Raw genomic sequence first — 26,726 nt, 5'->3', positions numbered from 1 at the left:
TCCCGTCCGTCGCAGACACCTCGCAGCAGGTTCGCAAGTGTGAACACCAAGGGCTGCGCAATGTTCCCGCGGCAAGCGTGCGGTAGTGAACAGACGGGGCAGCAAGATGCTGTTAGAGAGTTACGCAGGAACATTTCGCAGATTTACGAATTCAACCACACCGATGGGGTGCCCCCTGTCTCTGCAAATGTCTTCGCCCCGAAAGTCGAGTCCACTATGTGCGCCGCTATGAATAATGCTGAAGCACCTGATATGCTGGCGGAATTACGCGCAGCAACTGCGCAGGCTCATGCCCGACTGGACGGTGCATTCGGCGCGCTGGACCTTTCCGAGAGGGACGGTCTGGCCCGGTTTCTCAGCGCCCATGCGATCGGCCTGGGGCCCCTTTTCCCCGTCTTCCGCAACTTCGTCGAGAGCGAACTGGGCATGAATTGCCCGGATTACCCGGCGATGCTGAGCGAAGACCTCAGATCCCTGGGCGACGATCCGGACGACCTGCCGCAGCTGGCGGTCGATCCGGCGCTTCAGGCACCGTCTGCGCCAGTCGGCGTGGGCTATGTCGTTGCCGGCTCCCGGCTCGGCATGGCGGTTCTTCGCAAGCAGGGTTACTGGGGCGAGCAATCCACTTCGGCCACTCCAGGCAGATACATGGAAGACGAAAGTGGTCATGCCGTCTGGAAGACACTGATGCCCTGGCTCAAGGGCCGGACATTCGATCAAGGTGAACGCGAGGCCGTCACGGCCGCCGCGTTGGCCGCTTTTTCATCATTCGCCAGCGCGTTCGCCGTCAGTGCAGGCCGAAAGAACACAATAGAAACGGGGGCTGATGGCTGACGACACACATCAGGTGGACCTTACCACCTGTGACCTGGAACCCATTCACGTAATCGGCCGGATACAGAGCTTCGGTTGGCTCCTGTCGTTCTCCAGCGACTGGATCATCAACCATGCCTCGCTCAATTGCGAAGAGCTTTTCGGAAAACACCCACGCGATCTGGTCGGCCTCATGGCCAAGGACTTCCTGTCAGGCAGCGCCCTGCACGACATCCGCACGCGCCTGCAGATCCTGAACGGCGCCAACTCGGTGGAGCGCATCTTCGAAGTCGACCTGCTGGGCGACGGTCGGCTGTTCGATACCGCCATCCATCAGTCGGGCCGTTCCTACATTCTCGAAATCGAGCCGCATGAGGGCGGCCGTCGCCGCGACTACGTCAGTTACGTGCGCCCGATGATCGATCGCCTGCGCGATTCCGCCACGATCGAGCAGCTTTGCGCCAGCGCCGCGCGGCACTTGCGCGGATTGACCGGCTTCGACCGCGTCATGGTCTATCGCTTCGAGGGCGACGGTGCCGGCGAAGTGGTGGCAGAAAGCCTCAACGGCATGGTCGACAGCTTCAAGGGACTGCACTTCCCCGCTTCGGACATTCCCGCCCAGGCACGGCGCCTCTACGCGCGCAACATGCTGCGCATCATCAGCAATGTCGACGATCCGACGGTGCCGATCCATCCCACCTGCGGTCCCAACGGCGATCCGCTGGACCTTTCGATGTCGGGTCTGCGCGCCGTATCGCCCATTCATATCGAATACTTGCGCAACATGGGCGTCAAGGCGTCCATGTCGGTGTCGATCATGCGCCGGGGCAAGTTGTGGGGCCTGATCGCCTGCCACCACTACTCGCCCCTGGTGCTGTCGTATTCGGTACGCACCGCGAGCGAGCTCTTCGGTGAATTCTTCGCCTATCTGCTCGACCAGAAGGAAACCGACTTCACACTGGAAAAGCGCGCCGATTCGATGCGTCTGCATGATGAGATCATGTCGCGCGTGGCTGGCGGCGGGACCCTGCTCGAAGCCTTCGGCGAATTCACCGAATCGATCGGGCGCGTGATCGATTTCGACGGCGTCATCGGCTACGTCGACGGCCAGTTCATTGCCTACGGCGATGCGCCCGACAAGGAACAGTTCATCGAACTGGCCCGCTTCCTCAACACAACCGGCGCGAGCACGGTCTGGTCGACCGACAATATTGCCGCGATCTTCGAACCCGCCCGCGAATGGGCTGACAAGGCCGCAGGTCTTCTGACGCTTCCGGTATCGCGCACCCCGCGCGACTACATCGTACTGTTTCGCAAGGAACAGCTGAGGCAGGTCAACTGGGCTGGCAATCCCGAAAAGGCGGTCGAACTCGGCCCCAATGGCGTGCGCCTGACCCCGCGCAAGAGCTTCGAGATCTGGAAGGAGGAACGTCGCGGCTATTCGCGCCCCTGGACCTCGGAGGAGAGTTCTGCCGCGGAATCGCTGCGCATCACCCTGCTTGAGGTCGTCCTGCGCCTCGCCGATGCCGCCAACGTCGAGCGCAAGCAGGCAAGCCAGCAGCAGGACATGCTGATCGCCGAACTCAACCACCGCGTGCGCAACATCCTCAACCTGATCCGTGGCCTCGTCTCCCAGAGCAAGGAAGGGGCGCGCTCGATCGACGAGTTCGCCGAGATAGTCGGCAGCCGCATTCATGCCCTCGCCCGCGCACACGATCAGGTGACGATGACCGACTGGTCGCCGTCTTCCATCTACGAACTGATCCGCACCGAGACCGCCGCCTATGCTTCCAACAGCGCCAATCGGGTCGTCATCGACGGCCCCGATGCACTGATCGCTCCCGGCGCCTTCACCACGCTTGCCCTGGTCGTGCACGAACTGATGACCAATTCGTGCAAGTACGGTGCACTGTCGGATTCGTCGGGCACGGTGAACATCATGCTCAGCCATGGCGACGACGGTTCGCTGGAGATCAACTGGCGCGAAAGCGGCGGCCCGCCCGTGGCCGAGCCGACAAGGCGCGGTTTCGGCTCGACGATCATCGAGCGCACCATTCCGCACGAGCTGGGGGGCTCGGCATCGTTGGTCTATCCCAAGGATGGCCTGCGCGCGATGTTCCTGATCCCACCCGATCACGTTTCGAGTTTCGCTACACCTTCGGCCGCGCCGCGAGAAATACAAGGAGAGCCGCCTTCGGCGACCGACATGGCAGGACATCTCATGAGCGGCACCGCGCTAATCGTCGAAGACAACGTCATCATCGCCATGGAGGCCGAGGACGTGTTGCGCTCTTTCGGCTTTACCGACTGCCGCATCGCGGGTTCGGTATCGGCTGCGCTCGAGACGATCGAGGACGTTAAGATCGCTTTCGCCATGCTCGATATCAACCTGGGCAAGGACACCAGCGAGTCCATCGCCGAAGCGCTGCAGGAACGCAGCGTGCCCTTTATCTTCGCGTCCGGCTACGGCGAACGCTCGCTGCAGGCCGGCGCGTTCAAGGGGGTCCCGGTGGTCACCAAGCCTTATGGCGAACGCGAAGTCCGCTCCGCGATCGCCAGGCTCCTGCAGGGTCGCACGGCCAGCAAGGAAGAGGCCGGTAGGAACTGATCGGGGACAAAAGGCGATCGGCAAGGTGCGGTGTTCTCGCGACCACTGACCGCCGGCCCGCCCTTACAAGGGAACATCTCCCGAGGTTCGGTCGTTTCCAGTCCAGGCAAGCGCGGAAATTCCACGCCACTCTGCGCCACACAGATGCAAGGACTGATCCATGGCAGACGCACGCATATTCCAGGACCTCAAGGCAGACCACGACCGTCATCGCAAGATGCTCGAGCAACTGGGCGAAACGCAGGGCGATTCCAACGAACGCCGCGCGCTGTTCGAGGAGCTGCGCCTGGAACTGCAGGCCCATGCCGCCGCCGAAGAAGAATCGCTTTACGCCACGATGCTGGCCGATCCCGATTTGCGCGACGAAGCCCGTCACTCGGTTTCCGAGCACAAGGAAATCGATGACTTCCTTGCCGAACTGATGGACACCGACATGAGCTCGGGCGCCTGGCTCACCAAGTTCAAGGACATGCGCCACCGCTACCTCCACCACATCGACGAGGAGGAGGAAGACATGTTCCCTGCGGCCGCCAAGGACCTGCCTGCAGAGGAAGAAAGGAAGATCGCCGCCATCTTCGAGAAGCGCAAGCCGAAGGAACTGGAAATGGCCGCCAAGGACGGACCTGGCGACGAGCGCGAATAAACACTCGATGCCGTATCGCATGCCTGCTGCACGCGTCCATTAACGCAGGCCAGAAAAGGGCTCTCCCGCTGCCAGCCGCGTCGGGAGGGCCCTTTGCGCTTTCGGGGAACGCATGCGGCCCCGGCGCGTTGAATCGACATAATCCGAGGAGAGGTGACATGGAAAAGCAGATGGATCGGGAAATCCGCAAGACGTTCTGGAACGCCTTCCATTCCAGCCCCGTGGTCATGATGCGTCTGAACGAGGCCGCCGGTCACGCCGAGCCGATGACGGCGCAGCTGGACAAGGAAGCGCATCACGCAATCTGGTTCTTCGCCAAGCGCGGAAATCGCATCGCCCGGGGCGGCAAGGCCATGGGCCAGGTCGCCACGCTGCGGCACGATGTCTTCGCTTCGCTTTCCGGCCTGCTGGTAGAGGAAACCGACCCCGCCGTGCGCACCAAGCATTGGAGTCACGCGACCGAAGCCTGGTTTCCCAACGGCAAGGACGACCCCAACGTCATCATGCTGCGGTTCGATATCGACGACGCGGAAGTCTGGACGGCGCATATCGGCGTCAAGGGTGCATTCAATCTGCTCACCGGTCGCCCCATCGATCCCTCGCAGGCCGGCGATCACGTGCTTGGCGCGGTCTGATCCCTCACACCGCGAACAAGGGGGACGCGGGAACGTGCGCTTCTCGCGTCCCTTGCCATTAGCCGTAGCTGTACCCGGCAGCTTGCACGAGCCCGTCCTGCAGAACCAAAGCTGATATTGAAGCCGGGAATCTCGGGACTTCAGCCTTGCGCCGGATCGGCGCGGTCGCTTCGGCGCGAGAGCAGGTAACGCCATACCCCGATACAATTGATGACGAAGAGGACGAGGTTCTGCGTGCCTATCCCGGCCGCGTCGTCGTCGAGGAAACCCCATCCAATCAGTGCCATCGAACTGGTCACAAAGATTACGAAGCCAGCACCAGTCCACTTCCGGCCGAGGTTGAGTGAAACGATCAGCGCCGCCAGCGTACCCGCGGCGGCGCCATAATATTGCATTGCCTGCAACCAGAAATCGCTCATCCCGGCACTCTTTCCACCAGGTGGGTCAAACCTGTCGCAGGGGTTCGAGTTCGCGCGGTCGCCCGGCCTCCGGGCATCCAGCGAGCGCATAAGTGATCGCTGCCAATATGCTCTGGCGCGAAAACGGCTTCTGGACGATCCCCACGGCCGTATCGGCCGGCATGTCGATCTGCGCCGGATTGGCCGTAACGTAGATAACGCGGGCGCCATAACGTCCGGCAAGCTCGCGGGCGATTGCCGGGCCGGTCAGTCCGTCACGCAGGTTCAGGTCTACCAGCGCAATGTCGGGGGCCTCACCCAGCTTGGCAAGCGATGCCGTATCGGGAACTGTTCCGAGAACCGCGTAGCCACCATCGGCGAGAATGTCTTCCAACTGCAAAGCGAGCAGGAATTCATCCTCGACGATCAGGACCTTGGCAGAATCTGGTAAACTGGCGCCCACGGTCAGGCTTTCCTCTTCAGGCGGCAAGACTTTCAACGTCATCCGCATTCGCAATCTTGACCAGCTCTTCGAAGAACGCGTCGATGGCATCGCCCTTCAGAACGAAATCGTGGCGCGCGTCCGGAAGCTGGCCGGATTCGATGACATTGGCGAGCATGGCGCGCGCGCGGCAGATGCGGCTCTTCACCGTCCCCAGGGCGATATCGCAAATCCCGGCGATTTCCTCATAGGACAGGTTGCCGGCAGCAACCAGGATCAGCGCTTCGCGATAAGATTCGGGAATGGCGGTAAGGGCGCGCAGGACATCGCCCAGCTCGACGGAGCTTTCCTGCGTGGCTGGTGCGCGAAGGATGCGCTCGGCCGCCACTTCGTCATAATCGCCATGGAAGCGGGCGCGACGCGCTTCGCTGTAGAAGTGGTTGCGCAGGATCGTGAAGATCCATGCCTTGAAATTGGTGCCTGCCGCATAGCGGTCGCGTGCCGCCCATGCCCGCAGCATCGCTTCCTGCGCCAGATCGTCAGCCCGGTCGCGGCATCCGCACAGACCGCGCCCGAAGGCACGCAGGTGCGGGGCGACTTCGGCCAGGGCACGTTTGAAATCACGGTCGTTGAGTGCCGTGGCAGTCTCTTGCTCGGGAGCGCTCCCTGCTTGGGCTGCTTCTGACATTACTGGACCCTCCATCATTGTCTCTCAGCAAACCAACGCCAGCCGAAGCGCGAAAGTTCCCGAAAGCGGGATGCAGGCCACGTAAGCGGCAGCTTTACCGCACATATGTGATTGAAAAATAGCAAATTATGGCAGTTAGTCGCGCTTGCAAAAAAGCAAGGCGCCGAGAAATATTCCGCGTCTTGCCGGGAACAACCATGCCTTTAAAACATTGAGGCCTCCGTTCACGCTGTGGTGAACGAAGGCCTCCGGGATCGGGTCACCACCGGGTTGCGGGGGGAGGTGGGGAGCCAGTGGTGATACTGCGCAAACGTGGAGGAACCGAAAGAGTTCCCGAAAATGAGTCAAATCGAAAAAAATTTTCCGGTTGCCCTTGTCGACCTGCCCCGTCAGACCTTTGAACCAGTCAAGAAGGCGTCAAAGATCTATTCTTGCACCACACGGGAAAATGTTCCCATTGCCGAGGTATGCGAATGTCCGTCTCAGACCAGATTGCCACCAACCTTCCCTACTTGCGCCGCTATGCGCGTGCGCTGACCGGGTCGCAGCAGTCGGGCGACACTTACGTACGCGCGACGCTGGAAGCCGCTCTGGCCGACAACGCCCTGCGCGACGAAATCGCGGCAAGCCGCGCTGCCCTCTATGGCGCATTCACCCGCATCTGGTCGACCGGCCACGTCGAGCAGCAAGGCCTGGTCGGCGCGGGCGAACGCCATGAGCAGGCGGCCCAGACCCGTCTCGCCCGGATCGCACCGACGCATAGGCAGGCCTTGCTGCTGACGACGGTCGAGGATTTCTCGCGCGACGATACCGCCAGCATCCTGGGCGTCTCGCCCGTCGACGTGGACGTGCTCGTCGACCAGGCGATCGCAGAGATCGATGCCGAAAGCGCCACCGAAGTGCTGATCATCGAGGATGAGCCGCTCATCTCGATGCAGCTCGAAGGTCTCGTGTCGGAACTGGGCCACAAGGTCGTTGGCACGGCCGCCACCCATTCCCAGGCGGTCGAGATCTTCGAACGTCACCCGGCCGGCCTCGTCCTGGCGGACATCCAGCTCGCGGACGGCAGCTCGGGCATCGATGCGGTCGAGGATCTGCTCAAGTTCGCCGACGTGCCGGTGATATTCATCACCGCCTATCCCGAGCGCCTGCTGACCGGCGAAAGGCCCGAGCCGACCTATCTGGTCACCAAGCCGTTCCAGGAAGCCACCGTACGCGCTGCGATCAGCCAGGCTCTCTTTTTCGGGTCTAGCAAGCCGCTGGCCTGACGCCCGCCGCCAGAGCGCATCGGCCTCAGGAACGACCCCTCCTCATTTCAGGAGGGGTTTCTCTTGCGTAAAGAGGCTTGACTGGCCCCGGCTGCCCGCGATCAACCCTGCTGCTGAGAGCGCAGGGCGAATTCACGCGAGGCTCGCACCGGAACCTTGAGCGTACATTCGACGCCCCCGCGGTTGAACTGCAGATCGACTTCGGACTTGAGCTCGTGGGCCACGATCTTCTCGATCAGGTCGCGCCCGAAGCCGCGCTTCGCGGGCGCCTCGACCGGGGGACCGCCCTCCTCGCGCCAGAACAGCTCAACCAGATGTGGCGAGATCAGCTTCCAATCGATGTGGATGCGCCCGTTCGGCGTGCTCAGGGCCCCGTACTTGGCCGCATTGGTTGCCAGTTCGTGGATCGCCAGACCCAGGGACATCGCGTCGTTCGGAGCCAGCTTGATGTCCGGCCCCGCCATCTCGACGTGGCTTTCGTTGCCTTCCATGTAAGGCGCAAGTTCGGAGCGCACGATGTCCTCGAGCGCGGCGTTGCTCCAGTCAGAACGGGAAAGCAGGTCATGCGTCGCCGAAAGCGCGCGTATGCGGGCAGTCAGGCTCTCGGTGAAATCGTCGATGTCGCTTGAACGGCGGCGGGTCAGCGCCGCGATCGACAGCACGTTGGCCAGTGTGTTCTTTACCCGATGATTGAGCTCTCGGGTCAGGGAATCGCGGATCGAAGCCTGGCTGGTAAGCCATTCGAGCACCCGGCGATCCTCTGCCGCGCGCTTGGTGATGAAGCGACCGATCGCCATGACCATCAGCGAAGCGAGTGCGCCGAAGAACAGGGTTATGCGCGAAAGCGGAGAAAGCAGGCCCGCCTGCTTGTCGCTTACCTGTACCACCCAGGAATGGCTGCCGACGTCGATGCGCCGCTCCATCGTCGGCCCGCTCGTACCTTCGGCCCGCCGGTCGGCCAACAGGGTTTCCGGCGACACATGATCATCGTAGATGGCCACTTCGATGCGATCGTTGCGGTAGAGTTCGCTGGCCGAAGAGAGAAAGGTATCGGCCCGGAACGGACTGTAGACGAAGCCCTTCACGCCGCGGCCCCGGCCCTGCTTGATGATCACCGGCATGTAGATCAGGAAGCCTGCGGCATCGAGATCGCCCCTGTCCTGCACGAGATGGACCTTACCCGAGGCGACCGGCTTGCCCAGCTTCATCGCCTTTTCCATCGCGGACCTGCGAACCGGTTCGGAGAACATGTCGAAGGCGACAGCGGTGCGGTTCACCCGCGACATGGGCTCAAGGTACACGATCGGGGTCGAATACTCCTGCCCGGGTTCCGGACGGGGGTGGACGATGAAATCGAGCCGGCCGTTCTCCTGCTGGGCGACCTCGATGAAGGGCAGGTTGTCGACCGGTACGAGCGGCGCCCAGCCCATGCCAAGCGAGCCGTAAAGGCTGCCGTTGCCCTGCAGATCCTTGGCAAACTCCTTGAACTGTTCGGGATCGACCTCGCTCTGCGAGGCAAAGAGCGCGGCACCGGCACGCAGGAGTGCCATATTCTCGGTGACACGGCGCTGCAGGGCAGATGATATCTCTGTCAGATTGCGGTCGAGCTCGACCTGCCGGGTCAGCCGGTCGGCGCGCTCTATCGCCATGACGGACACCGCGGTCGTGATGCTGGCAATCAGGAAAAGCAGGAAGGGCCAGCCACGCGGAAACTTGTGAAACCACGCCTGCTTCTTCACTCTGTCCAGCAAAGCCTGGTCAATCACCCCGCAATTCCCGGCCCTTTGAAAACGCGCCAACGCGACCCGACGCGCTATCTCGCAACACTCATTCGACTCTGTTTCATTCGAGGGAACCACACGCGCAGTCAATGGTTCCACTGCTGTAGAAGTAAATTGCGCAGACTTCGGCAACATTTGGTGTCGTTACGAGACAGGCCGATCGCGACAGCGACCTCGGCCTTGACCCGCCCCGCACAAATCCGCCAAAAGTCACAGGGTATAGGAGTTAGTGTTGAATCAGCCCAAAGGTAAAGGCGAACCGGGAGCAATTCCCGCGATGCCGCCGGCATCCGGACGGGGGGATGAACCCGGATGGGCCGGTGGGCTGAGGAAGCTTTATAACTCCGTGGTGGACGAACCGCTTCCGGACAGCTTCAAGGATCTCCTCAAGAAGCTCGACGGCGGCGGCGATGCCTGACCGGACGGAGCATAACGCCGCCGACGAAGCATTCCGCCTGGAATTGCTCTCTGTCCTGCCCCACCTTCGCGCCTTTGCTCGCGGCCTTTCCGGTCGCCCTGACTTTGCCGACGACCTCGTGCAGGAAGCGGCGATCAAGGCGTGGACGGCCCGCGAACGCTATACCCCCGGCACGAACATGCGAGCGTGGACCTTCGCTATCCTGCGCAATCACTACCTTTCGGAGCTGCGCCGCTCCAAACGAAGCACCGACCTCGACGAAGGCGCGGCAGAGCGCATGCTGGTGATGGAGGCTGACCAGGAAGGCCCGCTGCATCTCTCGGACATGGAAGACGCCCTGCAGAAGCTGGCTCCTGAACGGCGCGAGGCGGTGCTGCTGATCGGCGCGTCGGGTTTCAGCTATGAAGAAGCCGCCGAAATTGCGGGCTGTCCGATCGGCACCATGAAGAGCCGGGTCGCGCGTGCGCGCACGGATCTTGCACGGATGCTCGATGGCGAGCCGGAGTTGACGGCCGAACCCCGGGCCCGCCGTTCGGGCTGACTTCCTGGGCAAGGCCGCTCTCCTCGATTGCAGACAAAAAAAGCCACCCTCGCGAGGGTGGCTTTCTTGTTCATCACGCTGGTCTCGCGCCTGCCGCTCAAGGCGTGGCAGGCGCGATAACCAATCTCAAGCCGGGTAATTCCAGGCAGTGCCGCGGTCGAAGTTGTCCGACGCGAACTTCCAGTTGATCAGATTCTCCAGAACCGCCTTCACATAGGCCGGGCGCTTGTTCATCTGGTCGATGTAGTAGGCATGCTCCCACACGTCGATGGTGAGCAGCGGGTTCACGTCCGAGGTGATCGCGGTCGCGGCGTCGTGGGTCGAAATGACCTTGAGCTTGCCGCCATCGACGACGAGCCAGGCCCAGCCGGACGCGAAGTGGTTGACCGCTTCGTTGGTCAGCGCCTCGAGCAATGCGTCCATCGAACCGAAGTCGTTCTTGATGGCGGTTGCGAGGCTTTCGCTGGGCTCCGTCTTCTCGGGGCTCAGCGAGTGCCAGTAGAAGCCGTGATTGTATACCTGGGCAGCATTGTTGAAGAGCGGGCCCGAAGCCGACTTGGTGATTTCTTCAACCGACTTTCCTGCATTGTCGGTACCCTCGATGGCAGCATTCAGCTTGTCGACGTAGGTCTTGTGGTGAGCGCCATGATGAATCTCGAGGGTCTTGGCTGAGATGTGCGGCTCGAGCGCATCCTGTGCGTAAGGCAGCGGCATGAGGGCAATGGTCATGGCAATTCTTCCTGTTCCGGTTGTCAATTGCTTGGTGAAGGCACCCGCGCGGACTGGTGCCGGGGGTGCCGATGGATACGGGGGGCTATGTCTGGTCTCAAGTCCGGTAATTCAAGCATATAAACGCGACATTTTCACTTTTCCGCCCGACTTTTTTAGGCCTGGCGCGCACGCTTCGGACATGCGCCGACGCGCTCCGGGCCGATCCCGGAGCGCGTCGCACCTGGTCTTGACCCAGCTTCTTAGCGGACCGAACCGCGACGGAAGAGATTAACGATCGCCAGCAGAACGACCGCACCCAGGAACGAGACGAAGAGCGAAAGAAGGTCGAACGAACCGCTGGTAATTGGCGCTCCGCCAATCAATGGCGTAATGATGAAACCAGCGATCAGCGAACCGACGATACCGACAACAATATTGAGCAGAATGCCCTGCTGCGCGTCGGTACGCATGAGAATGCTTGCCAGCCAGCCAATTACACCGCCGACAAGTAGAACAAGGATCAATGTCATTTTTCCGTCTCCGATAATTGTCTGATCGACTTGTTCAACGGGCCGGCAAGCGCTTGGTTCCTGACAGTCAACAACGGCTCATCGCATCGACAACTTGAGGTGACGCCCGTCATGGTATCGCTTCGGAAGACGAAACTGATCGAGGGGCTGCCTCGTTCCAAATGATAAGGAAGCCGATCAGGAAAGCCGTCATGTACGCCCCGCGCCGAGAACGAACGTTCGCCGCACTGGCCGCCGCCACGATCGTAGCCGGCGGACTGGCAGCGCTTGTGACCGGCCTTGCCGTCAGCTTGCCCCTGCCCTCCTTGCCTGCCGCATTGGAAGCTGTACTTCCGATCCGCGAACTTCCTGAAAAGCCCAAGCCAAGGCAAACGCCCAGCCCCTCTCCCACTCCTGCCCCAGACCCTGCGCAGGCGGACCGGGGAGCCACGTCACCGCCCGATCACGGTGCGAAGGCCAGCCCCGTCGTCGCCCCGCAGACACTCAGGCCTCCTCTTTCGGAGCCGCCGCTGATTGCCGCGCCCGAACCTGACAGCGGCAAGGCCGCAAATGAAGGCGCGTCCGATCGCGATGGCCCCGGTCTGGGATCGGGCGGCAGCGGCACCGGATCGGGTGACGGCTTTGCAGGAAAGGGATATGGCAGCGGTAACGGCTACCGTCGGCCGGCCACGCTTCCCCGGCAGGTCAGCGGCAAGCTCCATTTCTCTGATCTCCCGCGGGATCTCAGGCAATCGCGAGAGGGAGCCGAGTTGACCTTGCGCTACCGCATCGGCGTGGACGGTCACGCCTGCCAGTGCCGCATTCTCGTCTCGAGCGGACGCCCTGAACTCGACGCGCACACCTGCCGCACAATCACCGAGCGCTTCCGCTTCAAGCCCGCGAGGGATGGAATGGGCAATCCCGTGCCTTTCGTCATGACCGAGATCCACGGGTGGTCCGACGTCACCGATTGAGCCGCGTCCAGTTCAAAACCACGGGGCAGTGTCTCCGCATTCGAAAAAGCCGAACATCTGGATCGGTTTTATCCCAATTCTTCGGACACCCGTTGCACCATAGATAGGGGCTCACAACGAGCCACAGGGGCTCGCTACGAAAATCTCGGAGAATTCCCATGGCTGCACATGCAATCGAAACCGCTACCCGTCCCGCCTCCTCGAGCAACGATGTCCTCGCCCTCGTCGGACGCATCGCCATCGCCGTCATCTTCATTCTCGCCGGCACCTCGAAGATCACCGACCCCGCCGGCACGATTGGCTATATTGCCTCGGTCGGCCTGCCCTTCCCCACGCTCGGCCTGATCGCCGCCATCCTTGTCGAAATCGTCGGCAGCATCGCACTGATCGTCGGCTACCGTACCCGCGCGATCGCGCTGCTCCTTGCAGTGTTCTCGGTCGTGACCGCAGTGCTCTTTCACAACCAGCTGGGCGACCAGATGCAGTTCCTGAACTTCTTCAAGAACATCGCCATCGCCGGCGGCCTCCTCAACGTCGTCGCCCTCGGCGGCGGCCGCCTGAGCCTCGACGCCCGCAAGTAAGATACGCCCAAACCTGAACTCAGGAAGGCGCCGGTCCGAGTGACCGGCGCCTTTTCCCTGTGCACGCAAAAGCGAAGAGCGGGCCGAAACCCGCTCACGCTACTTGCTGTTTTCTCAGGAAAATGGTGCCCAGAAGAAGCACAGGGACTCGAACCATAGCGACTCATGCTGACCGCTAAGTGATTGAGTTTCCTTGTGCGACCTCCTCATGCCACCTCATGGAAGTGCATGGTGGCGCACGCCAGAAGGTGGGCTAGATGGTGGACTAGATGGTGGACTAGATACGGCAATCCGAAGGTCCAAAAACGGCGGAATTTCGTGGTTTTTCTTGCCCTTACTGCATGAAAATGCTAGAAATAATCGCACCGATATAAGCATCCAGCACTTTCGCCATAATGAAAGCGAGAATAGCCATGACCCGGAAGCGGACACGCCAGAGCCAGAAGAATAAAAATTCATTGACTTTTCGTAGACTTGCGCGCAATATTTTGCGCTTTAATGCGCAAGCCGCACTCGCCAGCATGACGGGAAGTTGCGTGCAACTTCCCGTCATGCTGGCGAGGTGAAACTCACTGACGTTCGATTTTATGAGGGTACGAAAAAGCCGTCAATCCTGACGGCTGATTTCTCCACATCTATGGTTTCGCGCGCATCTCCTTGAGGTGGCGGTCATACATCACGATGCTCCCGGCTGAGGCAACGTTGAGGCACATTGGAGTGTCAATCTGGACCTTTTGATGCCCGCGCATCAGCTCGGTCGGCACCCCGTAATCCTCGGCTCCAAGAATGTAGATTGCGCGCTTCGGGTGGGCGGCGGTTTCGAGAGGCTTCGAGTCCTCCGTCTGCTCGACGAATACCAACTCTGCATCCCTCGGTATGTGGGCTTTGAAATCGTTCCAATCTCGATACTCGAAGAGTGGTACGTTTCTCCAGGTCTTAGTAGTATCCGTCCGCTGTCGCTTGTACCGGGCTCCGATTGTAAAAATGTAGTCCGCTCCAAAGTTCATCGCTGAGCGCCAAAGCGTTCCTACATTATCCTGCTCTTTGGTTTGGTATATACCAATCCCAAAATATCCCTTTTTCATTGTTATAGCTGTTAAGCAAACCAAAACACTTACCGCCTTGCGAGTGGTAAGTGTTCTAGTCGCAAGGCTATTAACGTCACTACTACCGTATAGTAGCAACCACCAGAACACTTGTCGAACATGCACTGGGGATGGCGTGCACCAAAAGGTGGGCTGGAAGGTGGTCTGGAGACTTTTCTCTCACTCAAAACCTAAGCATTTCAAATGCTTAGGTGAGTAGTGGTGCCCAGAAGAGGACTCGAACCTCCACGCCCTTGCGAGCGCCGCCACCTGAAGACGGTGCGTCTACCAATTCCGCCATCTGGGCACGGGCGGGGTGCCGCGTTGCGATCCCCGCTAGGTAGGAGCGCGCCACTACGGGCTGGCCGGAAGCTTGTCAACGCCCTTTGCTCCACAAATGCCATTTGTTTTTCACTTCCTGCCAGATCGGCTGGGCAAACAAGAGCGTTTGGCCGGTTGCCCCGACGGGGGGCTTATGCCAATGGCAAAAATCATGCGTAGCGACGCGGGTCCTCCCCATTCCCCGCGCGGCATTCGAAGGACGAAAAACCTGACCATGAGCCAACGCCCCACCGATTCTCTTGCCGGTAAGATCGTGACTGTCCTTGGAGGCAGCGGATTTGTCGGCCGTCACCTCGCCCAGGAACTGCTGAGCCGCGGCGCGCGCCTGCGCATTGCCAGCCGTAATCCGCAGAAAGCCTATGCGATCAAGCCGCTGGGCAACCTCGGACAGGTGCAGTTCGCCCGGGTCGATGTAACCAGGCCCGATTCGCTGGCAGCCGCGCTTGCGGGGTCGGATGCAGTGGTGAATCTGGTGGGCGCCTTCTCCGGCAACCTGGACGCGCTGCAGGGCAAGGGCGCGGGCGCGATCGCCGCTGCGGCCAAGGCCGCCGGCGCATCGGCGTTCGTCCACATCTCGGCCATCGGCGGGAATGCCGATTCGGATGTCGACTATGCCCGCACCAAGGCGGAAGGCGAGGAAGCGGTCCGCGCGGAGTTTCCGGACGCGACGATCCTGCGCCCTTCGCTGCTGTTCGGCCCGGACGACAACTTCGTCATGATGTTCGGTCGCCTGATCGGCACCTTCCCGGCCCTTCCCGTGTTCGGACCCGAAGCGAAGCTGCAGCCGCTGTTCGTGGACGATGCGGCCGAAGCCATTGCCAATGCCTTGGGCAACCCCGCCGCGCACGGCGGCAAGACTTACGAGATCGGCGGCCCCGAGGTCATCACCATGCTGGAACTCAACCAGCGCATCGCCAAGGCGGAAGGCCGCTCGCGCAGCTTCATCGCCCTGCCCGATTCGGTGTCCGAACTGATCGCCTCTGCCACCGGCTGGCTGCCGGGCGCGCCGATCACCAGCGACCAGTTCAAGCTGCTCAAGGCTGGAAGCGTCGCCAGCGGCGACCTGCCCGGCATCGCCGAACTCGGCGTATCTCCGCGCCCGCTCGGCCTGTTCCTGGACCGCTGGGCCACCCAGTTCCGCAAGCACGGCCGCTTCGGCGCCAAGTCGGCGGCGTAATTGTCGAGTATGCCAGTCACATCCGTGACTGGCTAGCGGCACCAGCCCACGCCCCCACNNGTGGGGGCGTGGGCTGGTGCCCGCAAGGCGCGGGCGGATGCCTGCGCCGCACTGGCCATCAGGCCAGATAATCAGGCATCCACTTCGGCGTAGTGACTTGGCGGCTGGATGACTTCCATGCGCTCGCTGAGCAGCGGACGGAAGCTGGGACGCGACTTCATCACGAGATACCAGCCGCGCGATTGTTCGTGACTCGACCAATCGATACCGCCGAGATAGTCGGCAACGGAGATCTGCGCGGCCGCGGTCAGGTCGGCCAGCGTCATCGTCGAGCCGGCAAGCCAGGGCCGGTGGTCGATCAGGAAATCGATGTAGTCGAGATAGTCGTGCGCCAGCTTCATGGCCTCGCGCAGCATCTTGGCGTCAGGCGACTGGCGCAGGACAAGGCGCTTCTTCATCCGCTCATGCAACAGCGGACCGGAGACGTCGTTGAAGAAGCTCTCATCGAACATCGCGATCAGGCGGCGGATCTCGGCGCGCTGCTGGGCCGTGCCGCTGATCAGCGGATTACGGTCGACCGTCTCCTCGAAATACTCGCAGATGGCGCGGCTGTCGCAGAGCACGATGTTGCGATCGGTTTCCTTGATCACGGGCGTGCGTCCGGCCGGGTTCATCGCGAAGAGGCGGTCTTCGTTCTCCCAGGGGCGGGCTGACTGCAGTTCGTAGGCAATGCCTTTTTCCGCCATGAGCAGCCTGACCTTGCGGCTGAAGGGGCAGAGCGGAAACTGGAAGATGTGCCACATGATCATCCCGCATGCCAAAGCTGCCGGTCAGCGTCCACCCGGCATGGAATCTCCGCCCACATGAACGCGTGGATAACTGCGCGACCGGGCCGATGTCGGTTAGCCGGTAGTCTTGCCGCCGTTGCGCAGGATGATCTGGCGGGCGAGATCCTTCTGTCCCTCGGCAATGCGCGTATCGACCGAAACGAAGACCTTTCCCTGCCGGATCTGGCGCTCGATGTAGTTGGCTTCGCGCCCGTCGACGTCTTGGTCGGTCAGCATGCGGGCCATGGCGCCGCCGGTTGCACCGATGATCGCACTGACGGCAGCGACCGAGGACAACGAACTGGCGGCAATGGCACCCGCAGCCGCAACCAGACCGATCCCCGGGATCGTAAGGACCGCGACGCCCAGCAATGCACCGGCGAGGCCGCCGCCGGCAGCAGCGGCAGCGACGCTGCGTTTGGTGTGCCCGGCCACCCTGCTCTGGTCGGCATCCTCGAAATCACCTGCCCGCCAAAGGAGCGAGATGGAATCTTCCGGAATCCCGGCATCCCGCAGATCAGCGACGACGCGCTCGGCATCGCGCCGGCGGTCGAACAGCGCTGCAACGAGATGGCGCTTGGCCATGCCCATCTCCGCCCGTGCACTGGCGAATGCCTGGGCGAATTCGTCTCGATCCTGACTCGACGCGAAAGTCGCCCGCAGCCCCGATGAATGATGCAGGCGCGCCACGCTCGGCGACACATCATGATGCGTGAGCGTGCGCAGCAACATTTCGATGCTCGATCGCTGCATCTTCTGGTCTGTTCCGCGATTGATCCATTCGAGAAGCAACGGCCGCGGATGGTTCGACTTGAGATAGTTGAGAACCGCCAGTTCCTCAGCCTTGATCACGAAAGCGGGATCAAGTTCAATTTTGACATCCCTTCCCATTCCATACGCATTACAGCAACTTGCGGGCTGATTGCCAGACAGGAATGGTAACTGTCCCCGCTTCGGACAGAGGAGAATAAACAGGTAAAGGCTATTGATGAGACTCAAAGTTGCGATGAGTTCTCAACTTCAGCCGTACTTCAGGTCAATTCAGACAGTTACTTCACGCCACTGACCCGTAGCGAGGCCATCGAGCGTCCAGTCGCCGACCTGCCAGCGCACAAGGCGCAAGGTCGGATGGCCTACGGCCGCCGTCATTCGCCGCACCTGGCGATTGCGCCCTTCGCGAATCGTCAGGCGCAGCCAGCGATCCGGCACCGTCTTGCGGAACCGAACCGGCGGATTGCGCGGCCACAGGTCGGGCGCATCGATCGGCTCGACTTGCGCCGGCCGGGTCATCCCGTCCTTGAGCGCCACGCCCCCGCGCAAGCGTTCGAGGCTCGCCTCGTCAGGCTCTCCCTCGACCTGCACGAGGTAGGTCTTGGCCAGCTTGAACTTCGGGTCGGCGATACGCGCCTGCAGGCGGCCGTCGTCGGTCAACAGCAGCAGCCCTTCGCTGTCGCGGTCCAGCCGGCCTGCGGGATAGACGCCGGGCAGATCGATGAAATCGGACAAAGTCGCGCGCGGCGTGGGCGAACGCAGGTCGGTGAACTGCGAAAGGACATCGAACGGCTTGTTGAAGAGGATCAGGCGCGCCAAGGGATCATGCCTTTGCAGTTGGGGGGCGGTCGCCCGCCTTGGCCATGGCAAGCGCCCCGGCGAGAAGGACCATGCCGATCACATCGACCGGCGTCAGCGCTTCCCCGAAGGCGAGCCATCCGATCGTTGCCGAAATCGCGGGCTGGGTCAGCAGCGCAAGGCCGATGACCAGCGGCGGAAAGTGGCGCAGCGAATACACGAGGAAGCCCTGCCCGATCAGCTGGCTGGTGCAGGCCAGCGCAATCAGGGGTGTCCAGTTACCCGGCACGATCTGCTCGCCCAGCAGCCAGGCAATCAGCAGCATCAGCGGCACGCTGGCGAACATCGAATTGAACAGCAGCGAATATTGCCCCAGCCGCCCGCGCACCGAATTGAGCATGAGGATGTAGACGGCATAGAAGAAACCCGCGAGGAGGCAAAACAGGTCGCCCACGAAGTTAGCGTGGCTGATCTCCAGCGAACCGCCCATCAGCAGCCCGGCCCCGATCAGCGCTGCAATGATCGCCGCCAGTTCCAGCAGGTGCGGACGGCGCCGCGCCGCGATCAGGCCCCAGGCCATCAGGATCACGCTGCCGCCGTTGCCGAACAGCGAGGCATTGCCCAGCTTGGTCCTCACGATGCCGACATGCCACGCGGCCAGGTCCAGCGCGAAGGCCACGCCCGCCCCCAGCACGATCAACAGGGCCATGCCGCCAACCCGGCGCTGCACGGTCGGTTCACGCAGGCTGAGCAGAAACACGAAGGGCATTGCGATCATCAGCCGCCAGTACCCTGCCGCGACCGGCCCCGTATCGGCAAGCCGGACCAGCCACGGCCCCAGTGCCAGCCCACAATTGGCAAGCAGCAGCGCCGCGACGTGCCGCGCCGTCCAGTCGTGACCGGGACGGAGCTGAGGCATGGGAGATGTATCGGTGGTGGCCATCGTCGCGCCCTAGCGGTGCACAGGCCCCGCCGTACATGGCAAAAATTGCATCCGTCCATGCACCTGCATAGGGAACAGGCAGCGCGCTCACGCTCTATTGCCTGCGGAGGGTTCTTCACGATGCTCGCAACGCTGCGCTCAAACTGGCTGTCGATCCGGGCAAGCTACTGGTTCTACCCCGCACTTTTCGCACTGGGCGGGCTGCTGCTGGCACTCGTCCTCGTCCACCTCGACCGCATTGGCGCGAGTCGCTGGCTCAGCGAGACGAACTGGATCATTCCGGCTCGCCCAGAGGGCGCCAACAACATCCTGACAGTCCTGTCCGGCTCGATGATCGGCGTCGCCTCCACCGTCTTCTCCATCACGATCGCGGCGGTCGCCTATGCCAGCGGCACCTACGGCCCGCGCCTGCTGACCAATTTCATGGAAGACAAGGGCAACCAGCTCAGCCTCGCCACGTTCATCGGCACGTTCGTCTATGCGATCACCGTGCTGCGCGCCGTGCGCTCGCAGGACGAGGCCGCCATCGGCGCAGTTCCTGCCGAAGCGATGTCGAGCGCCGGCTTCGTGCCGCAGCTCTCGCTTCTCGTCGCCTTTGCGCTGATGATCGTTGCCGTGGCGGTGCTTGTCTATTTCCTCCACCACATCCCTGCGAGCATCCGCATCAACACCGTGCTGCAGAACATCGGCGAGCGCCTTCTGCGCGAGATCGACGGGCGCTTTCAGGAAAGCGGCGATAAGGATCCGCCAGTGCGCCCCCTGCCCGCAGGCACCCCCGTTCCGGCAAGCGAAAGCGGCTATGTGCGCCTCATAGAGTTCACGACGCTGGTGGAACTGGCCCGTAAGCACGAGCTCCTGCTCGCCCTCAGGGTGCGGCCCGGGGACTTCGTCTATCCCGGCGTTCCGCTGGTGCTGGCGGGCGAGCGACGATTGCCCGATCACCTGGCCCACTCGGTGCGCGAGGCTTTCGCCATTGGCGGCTCGCGCACTTCGGAGCAGGACCTGGAGTTCTCGATAGACGAACTGGTGGAAATCGCCCTGCGGGCTCTTTCACCCGGCATCAACGATCCCTTCACCGCGATCACCGCGATTCACTGGCTCGGCGCGGCCACTGCCGAGATCGGACGACGGCGCCTCGACAAGGAGAAATGGAACGAGGGCGATCCGGATTGCCCGGTTTTCCCGCCGACGAACGACTTCGCGCACTTCCTCCAGCGCGGTTTCGTGGCCGCGCGCGGGGCGATTGCCAGCAATCGCCTGACCGCCCTCGTCGCGCTGGACGCCCTGGCAACCGCTGCGGGGCAGGTGCTGGGCAGCCACCGCCGCGGCCTGCTGGTCCGCGAGGCCGGCGCACTGGCCGACCTCACCGCAACCATGCTTCCCGATCCGGACGTGGACGAGATCCGCCGCCGTCACGCGGCGATCATCGCGGGACTGGAAGGCCCCGTCTAGAGCGCGTCCCGATTTGATTGCATCAGATCGCGCGCTCTAGGTTTTTGATTTGTCGCATTTTCCGAGTCGTCAGGTGATTCCACCTGACTAGAAAATGCTCTAGGCGGCCTGCTCCTCATCGCGCGTCTTCCACAGGGACCAGACCACGCCGCCCGCGATCAGCGCCACGGTTACGCCAAGGCTGATGAGCGGCGGGAACTTGGCCCCGCCCATCAAAAAGTCGGACACGAAGATCTTGCCGCCGATGAACACCAGCACGGCCGCCAGCGCATATTGCAGGTAATGGAAGCGGTGCACCATCGCTGCCAGCGCGAAGTAGAGCGCGCGCAGGCCCAGAATCGCCATGATGTTCGAGGTGTAGACGATGAAGGTGTCGGTCGTGATCGAGAAGATCGCCGGCACCGAGTCCACCGCGAAGACGAGGTCGGCGAGGTTGATGACCACAAGGGCCAGGAACAGCGGCGTCGCCGCCCATGCCACCTTGCCTGCCGCATCGGGCACCTTCACGAAGAAGTGCTCCGCGTGATGCTCCTTGGTCACGCGCATGTGCGTGGAAATCCAGCGAATCACGCGGTTCTTGCCGATGTCCGGCTCATGCTCTCCGGTGAAGAACATCTTCACGCCGGTGAACACCAGGAAGGCGGCGAAGATGTACATGACCCAGTAGGCCGAGGCGAGGATCGCAGCGCCGCCCGCGATCATCAGGCCGCGCAGGACGATGACCGCCAGGATGCCCCACAGGAGCGCACGGTACTGGTACTTCGGCGCGATCGAGAAGAAGCCGAAGACAAGTGAAATGACGAAGACGTTGTCGATCGAGAGCGCCTTCTCGATGAAGTAGCCGGTATAGTATTCCATGCCCGCAGTCGGCCCCTTCTGGAACCAGACCCAGGCACCGAAGACCATGGCGATCGCGATGTAGAAGATCGACAACTTGAGGGATTCGGCAATGCCCATTTCCCGGTCCTCCTTGTGCAGGAAGCCGAGATCGAAAGCGGTCAGCAGCAGGACGATGGCCACGAAGGCCAGCCAGAACCAGGCCGGAGTACCCAGCCAGCTTGCAAAAAGAAATTCCATGAAAATGCGCTTGTCCTAACGAGGAAAAGGGTGCGCCGGCGCGTGAATGGGGGGCTACGCGCCGGCGCTGGGATTACAGGCTCAATTGCCCGGCAATGGGGGGCAAATGCCGGCTGAGCCTGTCCCTTATCCGCGTCTTCATTCTCTTGAGCAGCGCGATCTCGTGCGGATCGGCAAACCGCCGCCCTTGCGCCAGGCGCAGCAGGGCATCGAGGCGCTGTTGGCGCTCCAGCAGGCGGAAAATGCGTTCGGTCATGTCATATCCCTATCGAACAGGTTGTAGGTTCGATCGGATGCGCCAATGCCAGGTTCCTGAGAGCCGGACCGTAGGGAGAAACCTCAATCAGCGTTCCGGATCCTGCATCGGTTTTATCCGATGCGGTCCGACATCACGTGGCGCCTGCCCGGTGGAAACTTTTGCGTTCCACACAAGCTTGCGCCGCGCCAGAGGGGCCCGGCCCGCAGACCCCTTAATAAGACCGAATCGTTCAACTTTCAACATCAATCGGAGCAACCGGGGATAGCTGGCCAAGGATATGCTGCGCAGCCTGTCGGACCACTTCAGCTTCTCCGAGATTTGCGCGATCTTAACCGGCGGCGCCTAGCAAGTCGCCATGCGCATGATCGCCCGACTCGCCGCCGCGGCTTCCGCCCTTGCCGCCATGGCCCTGCCCGCCACCCCATCGGCGGGACAGACGGCACCTTATACCATTGCCGAAACCGGCCGCGGCTATGCCCGCCTGCAGGACGCAGTGGACGCCATCGGTAACGCCAAGGGCACCATCCTCTTCGCCTCCATGCGCTTTTCCGATTGCGCGGTGCAGACGCAGGGCGAAATCACCTACAGGGCGAAAGTGCCCGGCCAGTCCGTCCTCGAAGGCGTCGCCTGCGAAGACAAGGCCGCGCTCGTCCTGCGCGGGCGCAGCGCCACCGTCGAAGGCATGGTCTTCGCCAACATCAGGGTTGCGGACAAGAACGGCTCGGGCATCCGCCTCGAAGGCGGCAATCTCGCGGTCACGCAGTCGTGGTTCCGTGACAGCGAGCAAGGCCTGCTCACCAGCGACAATCCGCAGGGCACGATCGTCATCGACAAGTCCACCTTCACGCGTCTGGGCACGTGCGAGGGCGGCGGCGGATGCGCCCATTCGATCTACGTCGGCAACTACGGCGCGCTTATCGTCACCCGCAGTCGATTCGAAGCGGGAGCTGGTGGTCATTACGCCAAGAGCCGTGCCCAGCGCGTTGCGATCCTCGATTGCAGCTTCGACGATTCGCGCGGGCGCGGCACCAACTACATGATCGACCTGCCCGACGGCGCGACCGGCAAGATCGCCGACAACTGGTTCGTGCAGGGCCGCGACAAGGAAAACTATTCCGCCTTCGTCGCGGTTGCCGCCGAACACCGCAACCACAGTTCTGAAGGGCTGGAGATCGAGGGCAACAATGCCCGCTTCGCCCCGGGAATCGAGCGAGGCAGCGCCTTCGTGGCAGACTGGTCCGGAGACAACCTGCGGTTGAGCGGCAATGTCCTGGGGCCCGGCCTCAAGCGTTACGAGCGGCGCTGACCGACTTTCGTCGGGGTTGCCAGCGCGCCTCATGAGCCTTAGCCGATAGCCATGACATCGGGTTCGAGTCTCTTTCTGCGCATGCGCCTCTGGGCGGTGCTGCTGCTTGCCGCCATCGGCATGCAGGCGGCCGAACCCATCCGCGCGCCGCTGGAAAGGGTCCCCGGCTCGGCCTTCAGCGCTGCGACACTCGATGTCGCGCTGGTCACGACCCGCAAGTCCGAAGCAGCAGCGACACAGGAACTGCCGACAACGCCGGTCACACGCAGCGTGCCCGCCGAGGCAGGCATGCGCCCGCTGGCGATCGCCTCCGGTCCCCGCCTGCGCCTGCTTCCCGAGGCCCGCGGACCACCGCCGCGCCGGCATCCCGCCAGGCTTCCCGACCTGCGCGGACCGCCCACCGCCTGAACTCGCCCGCACCGGCGCCGGAATGGCGCCTGACGCCAACGATTTCAGGAATACTGTTTCATGTCATTCGAAGACACCGGCGCGATCCGCGCCGACGAGCGCGCGCGCATCGTCAGCCTGCTGGCGCGCTATCCAGACCTGCCCGGTCCCGAGTTCGATGAACTCAGGACCTGGTTCGAGCGCGGGGCCACTCCGCTCGACCTCGGCCTGATCGCCGGCAACCCGGACGTTGCCGAGCAGTACCGAGCCTTTCGCGAATCCCAGATCGACCGCTTCACCCAGCGCGACATCTGGAAGGCCGGAGCCTTCGCGGCGGCAATCTTCGCCATCTTCGGCGGGATTTTCCTGCTGATGCCGCACTGATCCGGCAGGCCGGGACGCGGGGCTCCCCCCCGAACCCCAACCCCGCGTCCCGGCCGACCTTCAAGTCATGTCAGAACACGAGCTCAGAGAATGTGGCCGGTACGGTCGCGTTTGGTCTTGAGGTATCGTTCGTTGTGGGGATTGGGCGGAAGCTGGTGCGGTACGCGTTCGGCCACCGACACGCCCACGGCCTCCAGCGCCTCGACCTTGGCCGGGTTGTTCGTCATCAGCCGGATCTCGTGGACGCCGAGCAGGTCGAGCATGCGCGCAGCGACCGGGAAGTCCCGTGCCTCTGTGGGCAAGCCGAGGCGGTTGTTGGCATCGACGGTATCGAAACCCTGGTCCTGCAGGCGATAGGCCCGCAGCTTGTTGATCAGGCCGATCCCGCGCCCTTCCTGGCGCATGTAGAGCAGCACGCCCCAGCCCCCGGCGCGCGCCTCGTCGGCCATGGCGCGAAGCGCGGCGTCCAGTTGCGGACCGCAATCGCACTTGAGGCTGCCGAGGATGTCACCGGTCAGGCACTCGGAATGCAGCCGCACGAGCGGGGCGCGGTTTCCGTCCTGTTCGCCGATCACCAGCGCGACATGCTCGCGCAAGTCGTCATAGGAGCGGAACGCCACGATCTCTGCATCCTCGCAGGCCGCAACAGGCAGATGTGCACGCGAAGCGACGGCGAGGCGCGCGGTGTCCTTCCACGCGTCGAGGTCGGCGGGCGAAACCTCCTGCACTTCACCGTCCATCGCCGGCGCCACGAGGAAAGCCGGTAGAATGCCGGCCAGACGCGCAAGCTCCATGGCCGTGCGCGCCACTTCCATGTCGTCGATGTGCTCGGCCGCGAAGGGCCCCTTCATGGGATGGACGAGGTCAAGCGCCGGGTCGGCAACGGCACGGGCCGTCTCGAGATCGAAGGGCTCTGCCGCGCGGATCAAGACCGGCGCCTCGGGTACGGCCGCCTCGCGCTGGTTCGCCAGCTTGAGCGTGACCGCCCTGGCCGCGGAGATCAGCATGCGCGGCGCGGCGACGCCGGGGCCGAAGCCCGTTTCGGCGGGCAGCAGCACTGCGCCGCCCGTCACGCGGATCGGCCAGCCATGGCGCAACGCATCGAGCGCCAGGGCAACGCGGCGCGGCCCGCTCGCCGGGGTCGAGGCGCTCGCCTCGCTCAGAGGTCGAACTCCGTGATCAGCGGCACGTGGTCGCTGGGCTGTTCCCACTTGCGCGTTTCCTCGACGAAACGATGCGCCGTGGCCTGCCCGGCCAGGTCCGGAGAGGCCCACATGTGGTCGAGACGGCGGCCCTGGTCCTTGTTGCGCCAGTAGCTGCGATAGGACCACCAGGAGTAATTGCGCTCCGGTGCAGGAATGAACTTGCGGCCCAGGTCGACCCAGCCGTGCGCATCCTGGAAGCGGCCAAGCGTCTCCACCTCGATCGGCGTGTGGCTGACGACCTTGAGCAGCGCCTTGTGATCATAGACATCGCATTCGAGCGGGGCGATGTTGAAGTCGCCCACGATCAGCGTCGGGCGGTCGATCTTGTCCGCCCACGCGGTCATGCGGGCGAGGAAGTCCAGCTTCTGGCCGAACTTGGGATTGACCTCGCGGTCAGCCACGTCACCGCCTGCCGGAATATAGACGTTCTCGAGGATCAGGCCCTTGCCCTGCCCCTGCAGTTCCACGCCAACGTGGCGGGCCTCGCCATTGTCCTGCCAGTCGTGGCGGCTGTACTCCTCGAACGGCACGCGGCTGACCGTGGCGACGCCGTGGTAGCCCTTCTGGCCGTGGATCGCGCGGTGCGTATAGCCCAGCCGCTCGAACATCTCGTGCGGGAAGAGGTGCTCGGCGACCTTGATCTCCTGCAGGCACAGGACGTCGGGCGTCTGTTCGGTCAGGAAGCGCTCGACCTGATCGATGCGAAGGCGGACTGAATTGATGTTCCAGGTGGCAATCTTGAGCATGTCAGGGGCTTTAGGTGCGCTCAGGGCGAATTGCCAGTGCCGCTTGCGATCCTCGCTGCAGTTCCAAAGGAAAACCCTCGACCCGGGGGCAGGGGGTCGAGGGTTCCATAAGCGTTCGTCACGCTAAGCCAGAAGCGCTCTTACGGAGGCGCGGGCAACAGGGGGGAAACCCGCCTCGAGCCGCTCTGACAGGATCAATTTAGGATCGATTGGCTTGCTGCCAAGTGAACAGAATTAAGGAAAGTGTCGCAGTTTGTCGCAGGCGCCACACAACCAGCGACGAACCGAGGTTTCCTATCGACGAGTGCGGCGACGCGGATCGTTCCAGCGGAAGTCGTTGTCCGTCACCGGCACCCCGTAGCGCTGGTTCTTGAGCTGGATGGTCGTGCGCTTGTTCTGCGAATCGAGCGCGACCCAGTAGGACAGTTCCAGACCGCCGGGGGCCGAGGCCTTGCGGGTGAAGATCAGGGTGATTACGCCATACTCGGGGTGCTTGCTGTCGCGCACCTCGACACTGACCACATTGGGATTGCCGGTCGGCTTGACCGTGCCGAACTTCGCCACGTCGCGATTGGGATCGAGCAGCGCGCCTAGCGGGCTGTTGCTGATCGGCCAGCGCTGGACCTGGTTGACGTCATAGTCGATCATCGTGAGCGCCTTGCCGTCGCTCACGATCAGCATGTTGACGCTCTTTTCGTACTGGAAACGGATCCGGCCCGGACGCTTGAGCGTCAGGGTCCCGGTCACCGACTGGCCGGTGCGATCGGTCTGGACGAAATCCGCGCGCAGCGTCGAGATACCGCGCAAGGCCGCGACCGCCTCGTTCAATTGGGCGCTTTCGGCGTTCGTGGCGGCCAAGGCCGCTTCGCCGGGAACGAGGGCAGGAACGGCAAGCGCGGCCAAAGCGGCCGCGCCAACACAGGATCGAAAGGTCATTCGAATTCGTTTCATGGCTAT

At 62.7% G+C, this 26,726-nt stretch carries 31 protein-coding genes and 1 tRNA gene; 14 read left to right on the top strand and 18 right to left on the bottom strand.

Annotated features, from left to right (window positions below; translation table 11 throughout):
* Window positions 1-39 precede the first annotated feature (39 nt).
* The 4 genes from J3474_RS01070 (at window position 40) to J3474_RS01055 (ending at window position 4,699) form a co-directional block, all read left to right on the top strand.
* Entirely contained in the window at window positions 40-834 is a 795-nt protein-coding gene (locus J3474_RS01070; protein WP_242528123.1) for a biliverdin-producing heme oxygenase, read from the top strand.
* Window positions 827-3,421, top strand: coding sequence for an HWE histidine kinase domain-containing protein (locus J3474_RS01065; protein WP_207092803.1), 2,595 nt, complete (start codon window positions 827-829; stop codon window positions 3,419-3,421). Before J3474_RS01070 ends, J3474_RS01065 begins: the two co-directional genes overlap by 8 nt.
* Before the next feature lie 160 nt (window positions 3,422-3,581).
* Window positions 3,582-4,064: a hemerythrin domain-containing protein gene (locus J3474_RS01060; protein ID WP_013832271.1), complete on the top strand. Its 483-nt coding sequence runs from the start codon at window positions 3,582-3,584 to the stop codon at window positions 4,062-4,064.
* Window positions 4,065-4,222: 158 nt separating this feature from the next.
* A complete protein-coding gene (locus J3474_RS01055) occupies window positions 4,223-4,699 on the top strand; it encodes a pyridoxamine 5'-phosphate oxidase family protein (protein ID WP_242528122.1) in 477 nt (158 codons plus the stop codon).
* A gap of 140 nt (window positions 4,700-4,839) precedes the next feature.
* Here the strand turns inward: J3474_RS01055 and J3474_RS01050 are convergent, their stop codons facing one another.
* From J3474_RS01050 to J3474_RS01040, 3 genes are read right to left on the bottom strand one after another with little or no spacing between them, the layout of a single operon-like run.
* The gene (locus tag J3474_RS01050) at window positions 4,840-5,118 is read right to left on the bottom strand and encodes a hypothetical protein (protein WP_207092802.1); all 279 of its coding nucleotides are present in this window, start codon (window positions 5,116-5,118) and stop codon (window positions 4,840-4,842) included.
* A 25-nt stretch (window positions 5,119-5,143) separates the two neighbouring features.
* The gene (locus J3474_RS01045) at window positions 5,144-5,602 is read right to left on the bottom strand and encodes a response regulator (protein WP_013832268.1); all 459 of its coding nucleotides are present in this window, start codon (window positions 5,600-5,602) and stop codon (window positions 5,144-5,146) included.
* Window positions 5,577-6,227 (bottom strand): sigma-70 family RNA polymerase sigma factor, encoded by a 651-nt coding sequence (locus J3474_RS01040; RefSeq protein WP_013832267.1) that lies wholly within the window; start codon window positions 6,225-6,227, stop codon window positions 5,577-5,579. The genes J3474_RS01045 and J3474_RS01040 overlap by 26 nt, the downstream gene beginning before the upstream one ends.
* Before the next feature lie 473 nt (window positions 6,228-6,700).
* Between J3474_RS01040 and J3474_RS01035 the strand changes: the two genes are divergently transcribed.
* Entirely contained in the window at window positions 6,701-7,495 is a 795-nt protein-coding gene (locus J3474_RS01035; protein WP_013832266.1) for a response regulator, read from the top strand.
* A gap of 101 nt (window positions 7,496-7,596) precedes the next feature.
* Here J3474_RS01035 and J3474_RS01030 read toward each other — a convergent pair whose 3' ends face one another.
* Window positions 7,597-9,261, bottom strand: a complete 1,665-nt coding sequence (locus tag J3474_RS01030) for a CHASE domain-containing protein (RefSeq protein WP_207092801.1) — start codon at window positions 9,259-9,261, stop codon at window positions 7,597-7,599.
* Window positions 9,262-9,508: 247 nt separating this feature from the next.
* Between J3474_RS01030 and J3474_RS01025 the strand changes: the two genes are divergently transcribed.
* Both J3474_RS01025 and J3474_RS01020 read left to right on the top strand, forming a co-directional pair.
* Window positions 9,509-9,694, top strand: a complete 186-nt coding sequence (locus J3474_RS01025; RefSeq protein WP_139383950.1) for a NepR family anti-sigma factor — start codon at window positions 9,509-9,511, stop codon at window positions 9,692-9,694.
* On the top strand, window positions 9,687-10,235 hold the full coding sequence (locus J3474_RS01020) for a sigma-70 family RNA polymerase sigma factor (protein WP_013832264.1): 549 nt from the start codon (window positions 9,687-9,689) through the stop codon (window positions 10,233-10,235). Before J3474_RS01025 ends, J3474_RS01020 begins: the two co-directional genes overlap by 8 nt.
* Before the next feature lie 126 nt (window positions 10,236-10,361).
* On the opposite strand, the gene J3474_RS01015 is transcribed toward J3474_RS01020, so the two are convergent.
* Together J3474_RS01015 and J3474_RS01010 are read right to left on the bottom strand one after the other, a co-directional pair.
* A complete protein-coding gene (locus tag J3474_RS01015; RefSeq protein ID WP_013832263.1) occupies window positions 10,362-10,964 on the bottom strand; it encodes a superoxide dismutase in 603 nt (200 codons plus the stop codon).
* A 242-nt stretch (window positions 10,965-11,206) separates the two neighbouring features.
* Entirely contained in the window at window positions 11,207-11,476 is a 270-nt protein-coding gene (locus J3474_RS01010; protein WP_041558772.1) for a GlsB/YeaQ/YmgE family stress response membrane protein, read from the bottom strand.
* Window positions 11,477-11,667: 191 nt separating this feature from the next.
* Here J3474_RS01010 and J3474_RS01005 point away from each other — a divergent pair, with 191 nt between their 5' ends.
* A complete protein-coding gene (locus J3474_RS01005) occupies window positions 11,668-12,429 on the top strand; it encodes an energy transducer TonB (RefSeq protein ID WP_207092800.1) in 762 nt (253 codons plus the stop codon).
* Between the two features lie 158 nt (window positions 12,430-12,587).
* On the top strand, window positions 12,588-13,010 hold the full coding sequence (locus J3474_RS01000) for a DoxX family protein (protein ID WP_013832262.1): 423 nt from the start codon (window positions 12,588-12,590) through the stop codon (window positions 13,008-13,010).
* Window positions 13,011-13,344: 334 nt separating this feature from the next.
* On the opposite strand, the gene J3474_RS00995 is transcribed toward J3474_RS01000, so the two are convergent.
* The 3 genes from J3474_RS00995 to J3474_RS00985 form a co-directional block, all read right to left on the bottom strand.
* Window positions 13,345-13,533 (bottom strand): hypothetical protein, encoded by a 189-nt coding sequence (locus J3474_RS00995; protein WP_207092799.1) that lies wholly within the window; start codon window positions 13,531-13,533, stop codon window positions 13,345-13,347.
* Window positions 13,534-13,645: 112 nt separating this feature from the next.
* Window positions 13,646-14,095: an RNA methyltransferase gene (locus J3474_RS00990; protein ID WP_207092798.1), complete on the bottom strand. Its 450-nt coding sequence runs from the start codon at window positions 14,093-14,095 to the stop codon at window positions 13,646-13,648.
* Between the two features lie 220 nt (window positions 14,096-14,315).
* Window positions 14,316-14,402: transfer RNA gene (locus J3474_RS00985), tRNA-Leu, on the bottom strand.
* A 249-nt stretch (window positions 14,403-14,651) separates the two neighbouring features.
* Here J3474_RS00985 and J3474_RS00980 point away from each other — a divergent pair.
* Window positions 14,652-15,614: a complex I NDUFA9 subunit family protein gene (locus J3474_RS00980; RefSeq protein ID WP_207092797.1), complete on the top strand. Its 963-nt coding sequence runs from the start codon at window positions 14,652-14,654 to the stop codon at window positions 15,612-15,614.
* A gap of 131 nt (window positions 15,615-15,745) precedes the next feature.
* Here J3474_RS00980 and J3474_RS00975 read toward each other — a convergent pair whose 3' ends face one another.
* The 4 genes from J3474_RS00975 to J3474_RS00960 all read right to left on the bottom strand — a co-directional run bounded on the left by J3474_RS00975 (window position 15,746) and on the right by J3474_RS00960 (window position 18,953).
* On the bottom strand, window positions 15,746-16,417 hold the full coding sequence (locus tag J3474_RS00975; RefSeq protein WP_013832260.1) for a glutathione S-transferase family protein: 672 nt from the start codon (window positions 16,415-16,417) through the stop codon (window positions 15,746-15,748).
* Window positions 16,418-16,516: 99 nt separating this feature from the next.
* Window positions 16,517-17,293 (bottom strand): hypothetical protein, encoded by a 777-nt coding sequence (locus tag J3474_RS00970; RefSeq protein WP_148274948.1) that lies wholly within the window; start codon window positions 17,291-17,293, stop codon window positions 16,517-16,519.
* 189 nt (window positions 17,294-17,482) lie between these two features.
* A complete protein-coding gene (locus J3474_RS00965) occupies window positions 17,483-18,031 on the bottom strand; it encodes a pseudouridine synthase (protein ID WP_207092795.1) in 549 nt (182 codons plus the stop codon).
* Window positions 18,032-18,035: 4 nt separating this feature from the next.
* Window positions 18,036-18,953 carry a DMT family transporter gene (locus J3474_RS00960; RefSeq protein ID WP_207092794.1) on the bottom strand — a complete coding sequence of 306 codons (918 nt, stop codon included), beginning with the start codon at window positions 18,951-18,953 and terminating at the stop codon, window positions 18,036-18,038.
* 120 nt (window positions 18,954-19,073) lie between these two features.
* On the opposite strand from J3474_RS00960, the gene J3474_RS00955 reads away from it, so the two are divergent.
* A complete protein-coding gene (locus tag J3474_RS00955) occupies window positions 19,074-20,405 on the top strand; it encodes a DUF2254 domain-containing protein (RefSeq protein ID WP_207092987.1) in 1,332 nt (443 codons plus the stop codon).
* A gap of 99 nt (window positions 20,406-20,504) precedes the next feature.
* Here the strand turns inward: J3474_RS00955 and J3474_RS00950 are convergent, their stop codons facing one another.
* Together J3474_RS00950 and J3474_RS00945 are read right to left on the bottom strand one after the other, a co-directional pair.
* Complete coding sequence (locus tag J3474_RS00950; RefSeq protein ID WP_207092793.1) at window positions 20,505-21,482, bottom strand: TerC family protein; 978 nt, start codon at window positions 21,480-21,482, stop codon at window positions 20,505-20,507.
* Between the two features lie 73 nt (window positions 21,483-21,555).
* Window positions 21,556-21,738, bottom strand: a complete 183-nt coding sequence (locus J3474_RS00945) for a hypothetical protein (protein ID WP_041558770.1) — start codon at window positions 21,736-21,738, stop codon at window positions 21,556-21,558.
* A 358-nt stretch (window positions 21,739-22,096) separates the two neighbouring features.
* On the opposite strand from J3474_RS00945, the gene J3474_RS00940 reads away from it, so the two are divergent.
* From J3474_RS00940 to J3474_RS00930, 3 genes are read left to right on the top strand one after another with little or no spacing between them, the layout of a single operon-like run.
* Window positions 22,097-23,047: a right-handed parallel beta-helix repeat-containing protein gene (locus J3474_RS00940; RefSeq protein ID WP_207092792.1), complete on the top strand. Its 951-nt coding sequence runs from the start codon at window positions 22,097-22,099 to the stop codon at window positions 23,045-23,047.
* A gap of 51 nt (window positions 23,048-23,098) precedes the next feature.
* Window positions 23,099-23,455, top strand: coding sequence for a hypothetical protein (locus tag J3474_RS00935; RefSeq protein ID WP_207092791.1), 357 nt, complete (start codon window positions 23,099-23,101; stop codon window positions 23,453-23,455).
* Window positions 23,456-23,515: 60 nt separating this feature from the next.
* Complete coding sequence (locus J3474_RS00930; protein ID WP_207092790.1) at window positions 23,516-23,818, top strand: hypothetical protein; 303 nt, start codon at window positions 23,516-23,518, stop codon at window positions 23,816-23,818.
* Between the two features lie 83 nt (window positions 23,819-23,901).
* Here the strand turns inward: J3474_RS00930 and ribA are convergent, their stop codons facing one another.
* From ribA to J3474_RS00915, 3 genes are all read right to left on the bottom strand, one after another.
* The gene (gene ribA / locus J3474_RS00925) at window positions 23,902-24,981 is read right to left on the bottom strand and encodes a GTP cyclohydrolase II (RefSeq protein ID WP_207092986.1); all 1,080 of its coding nucleotides are present in this window, start codon (window positions 24,979-24,981) and stop codon (window positions 23,902-23,904) included.
* Window positions 24,978-25,769: an exodeoxyribonuclease III gene (gene xth / locus J3474_RS00920; RefSeq protein ID WP_007013398.1), complete on the bottom strand. Its 792-nt coding sequence runs from the start codon at window positions 25,767-25,769 to the stop codon at window positions 24,978-24,980. The genes ribA and xth overlap by 4 nt, the downstream gene beginning before the upstream one ends.
* Window positions 25,770-26,063: 294 nt before the next feature.
* On the bottom strand, window positions 26,064-26,720 hold the full coding sequence (locus J3474_RS00915; RefSeq protein WP_041558767.1) for an outer membrane lipoprotein carrier protein LolA: 657 nt from the start codon (window positions 26,718-26,720) through the stop codon (window positions 26,064-26,066).
* Window positions 26,721-26,726: the final 6 nt, after the last annotated feature.

Source organism: Novosphingobium sp. PY1 (assembly GCF_017312445.1).
Lineage (GTDB): Bacteria > Pseudomonadota > Alphaproteobacteria > Sphingomonadales > Sphingomonadaceae > Novosphingobium.
The sequence above is the reverse complement of the archived record's forward strand: the minus strand, read 5'-3'. Positions and strand labels throughout refer to the sequence as shown.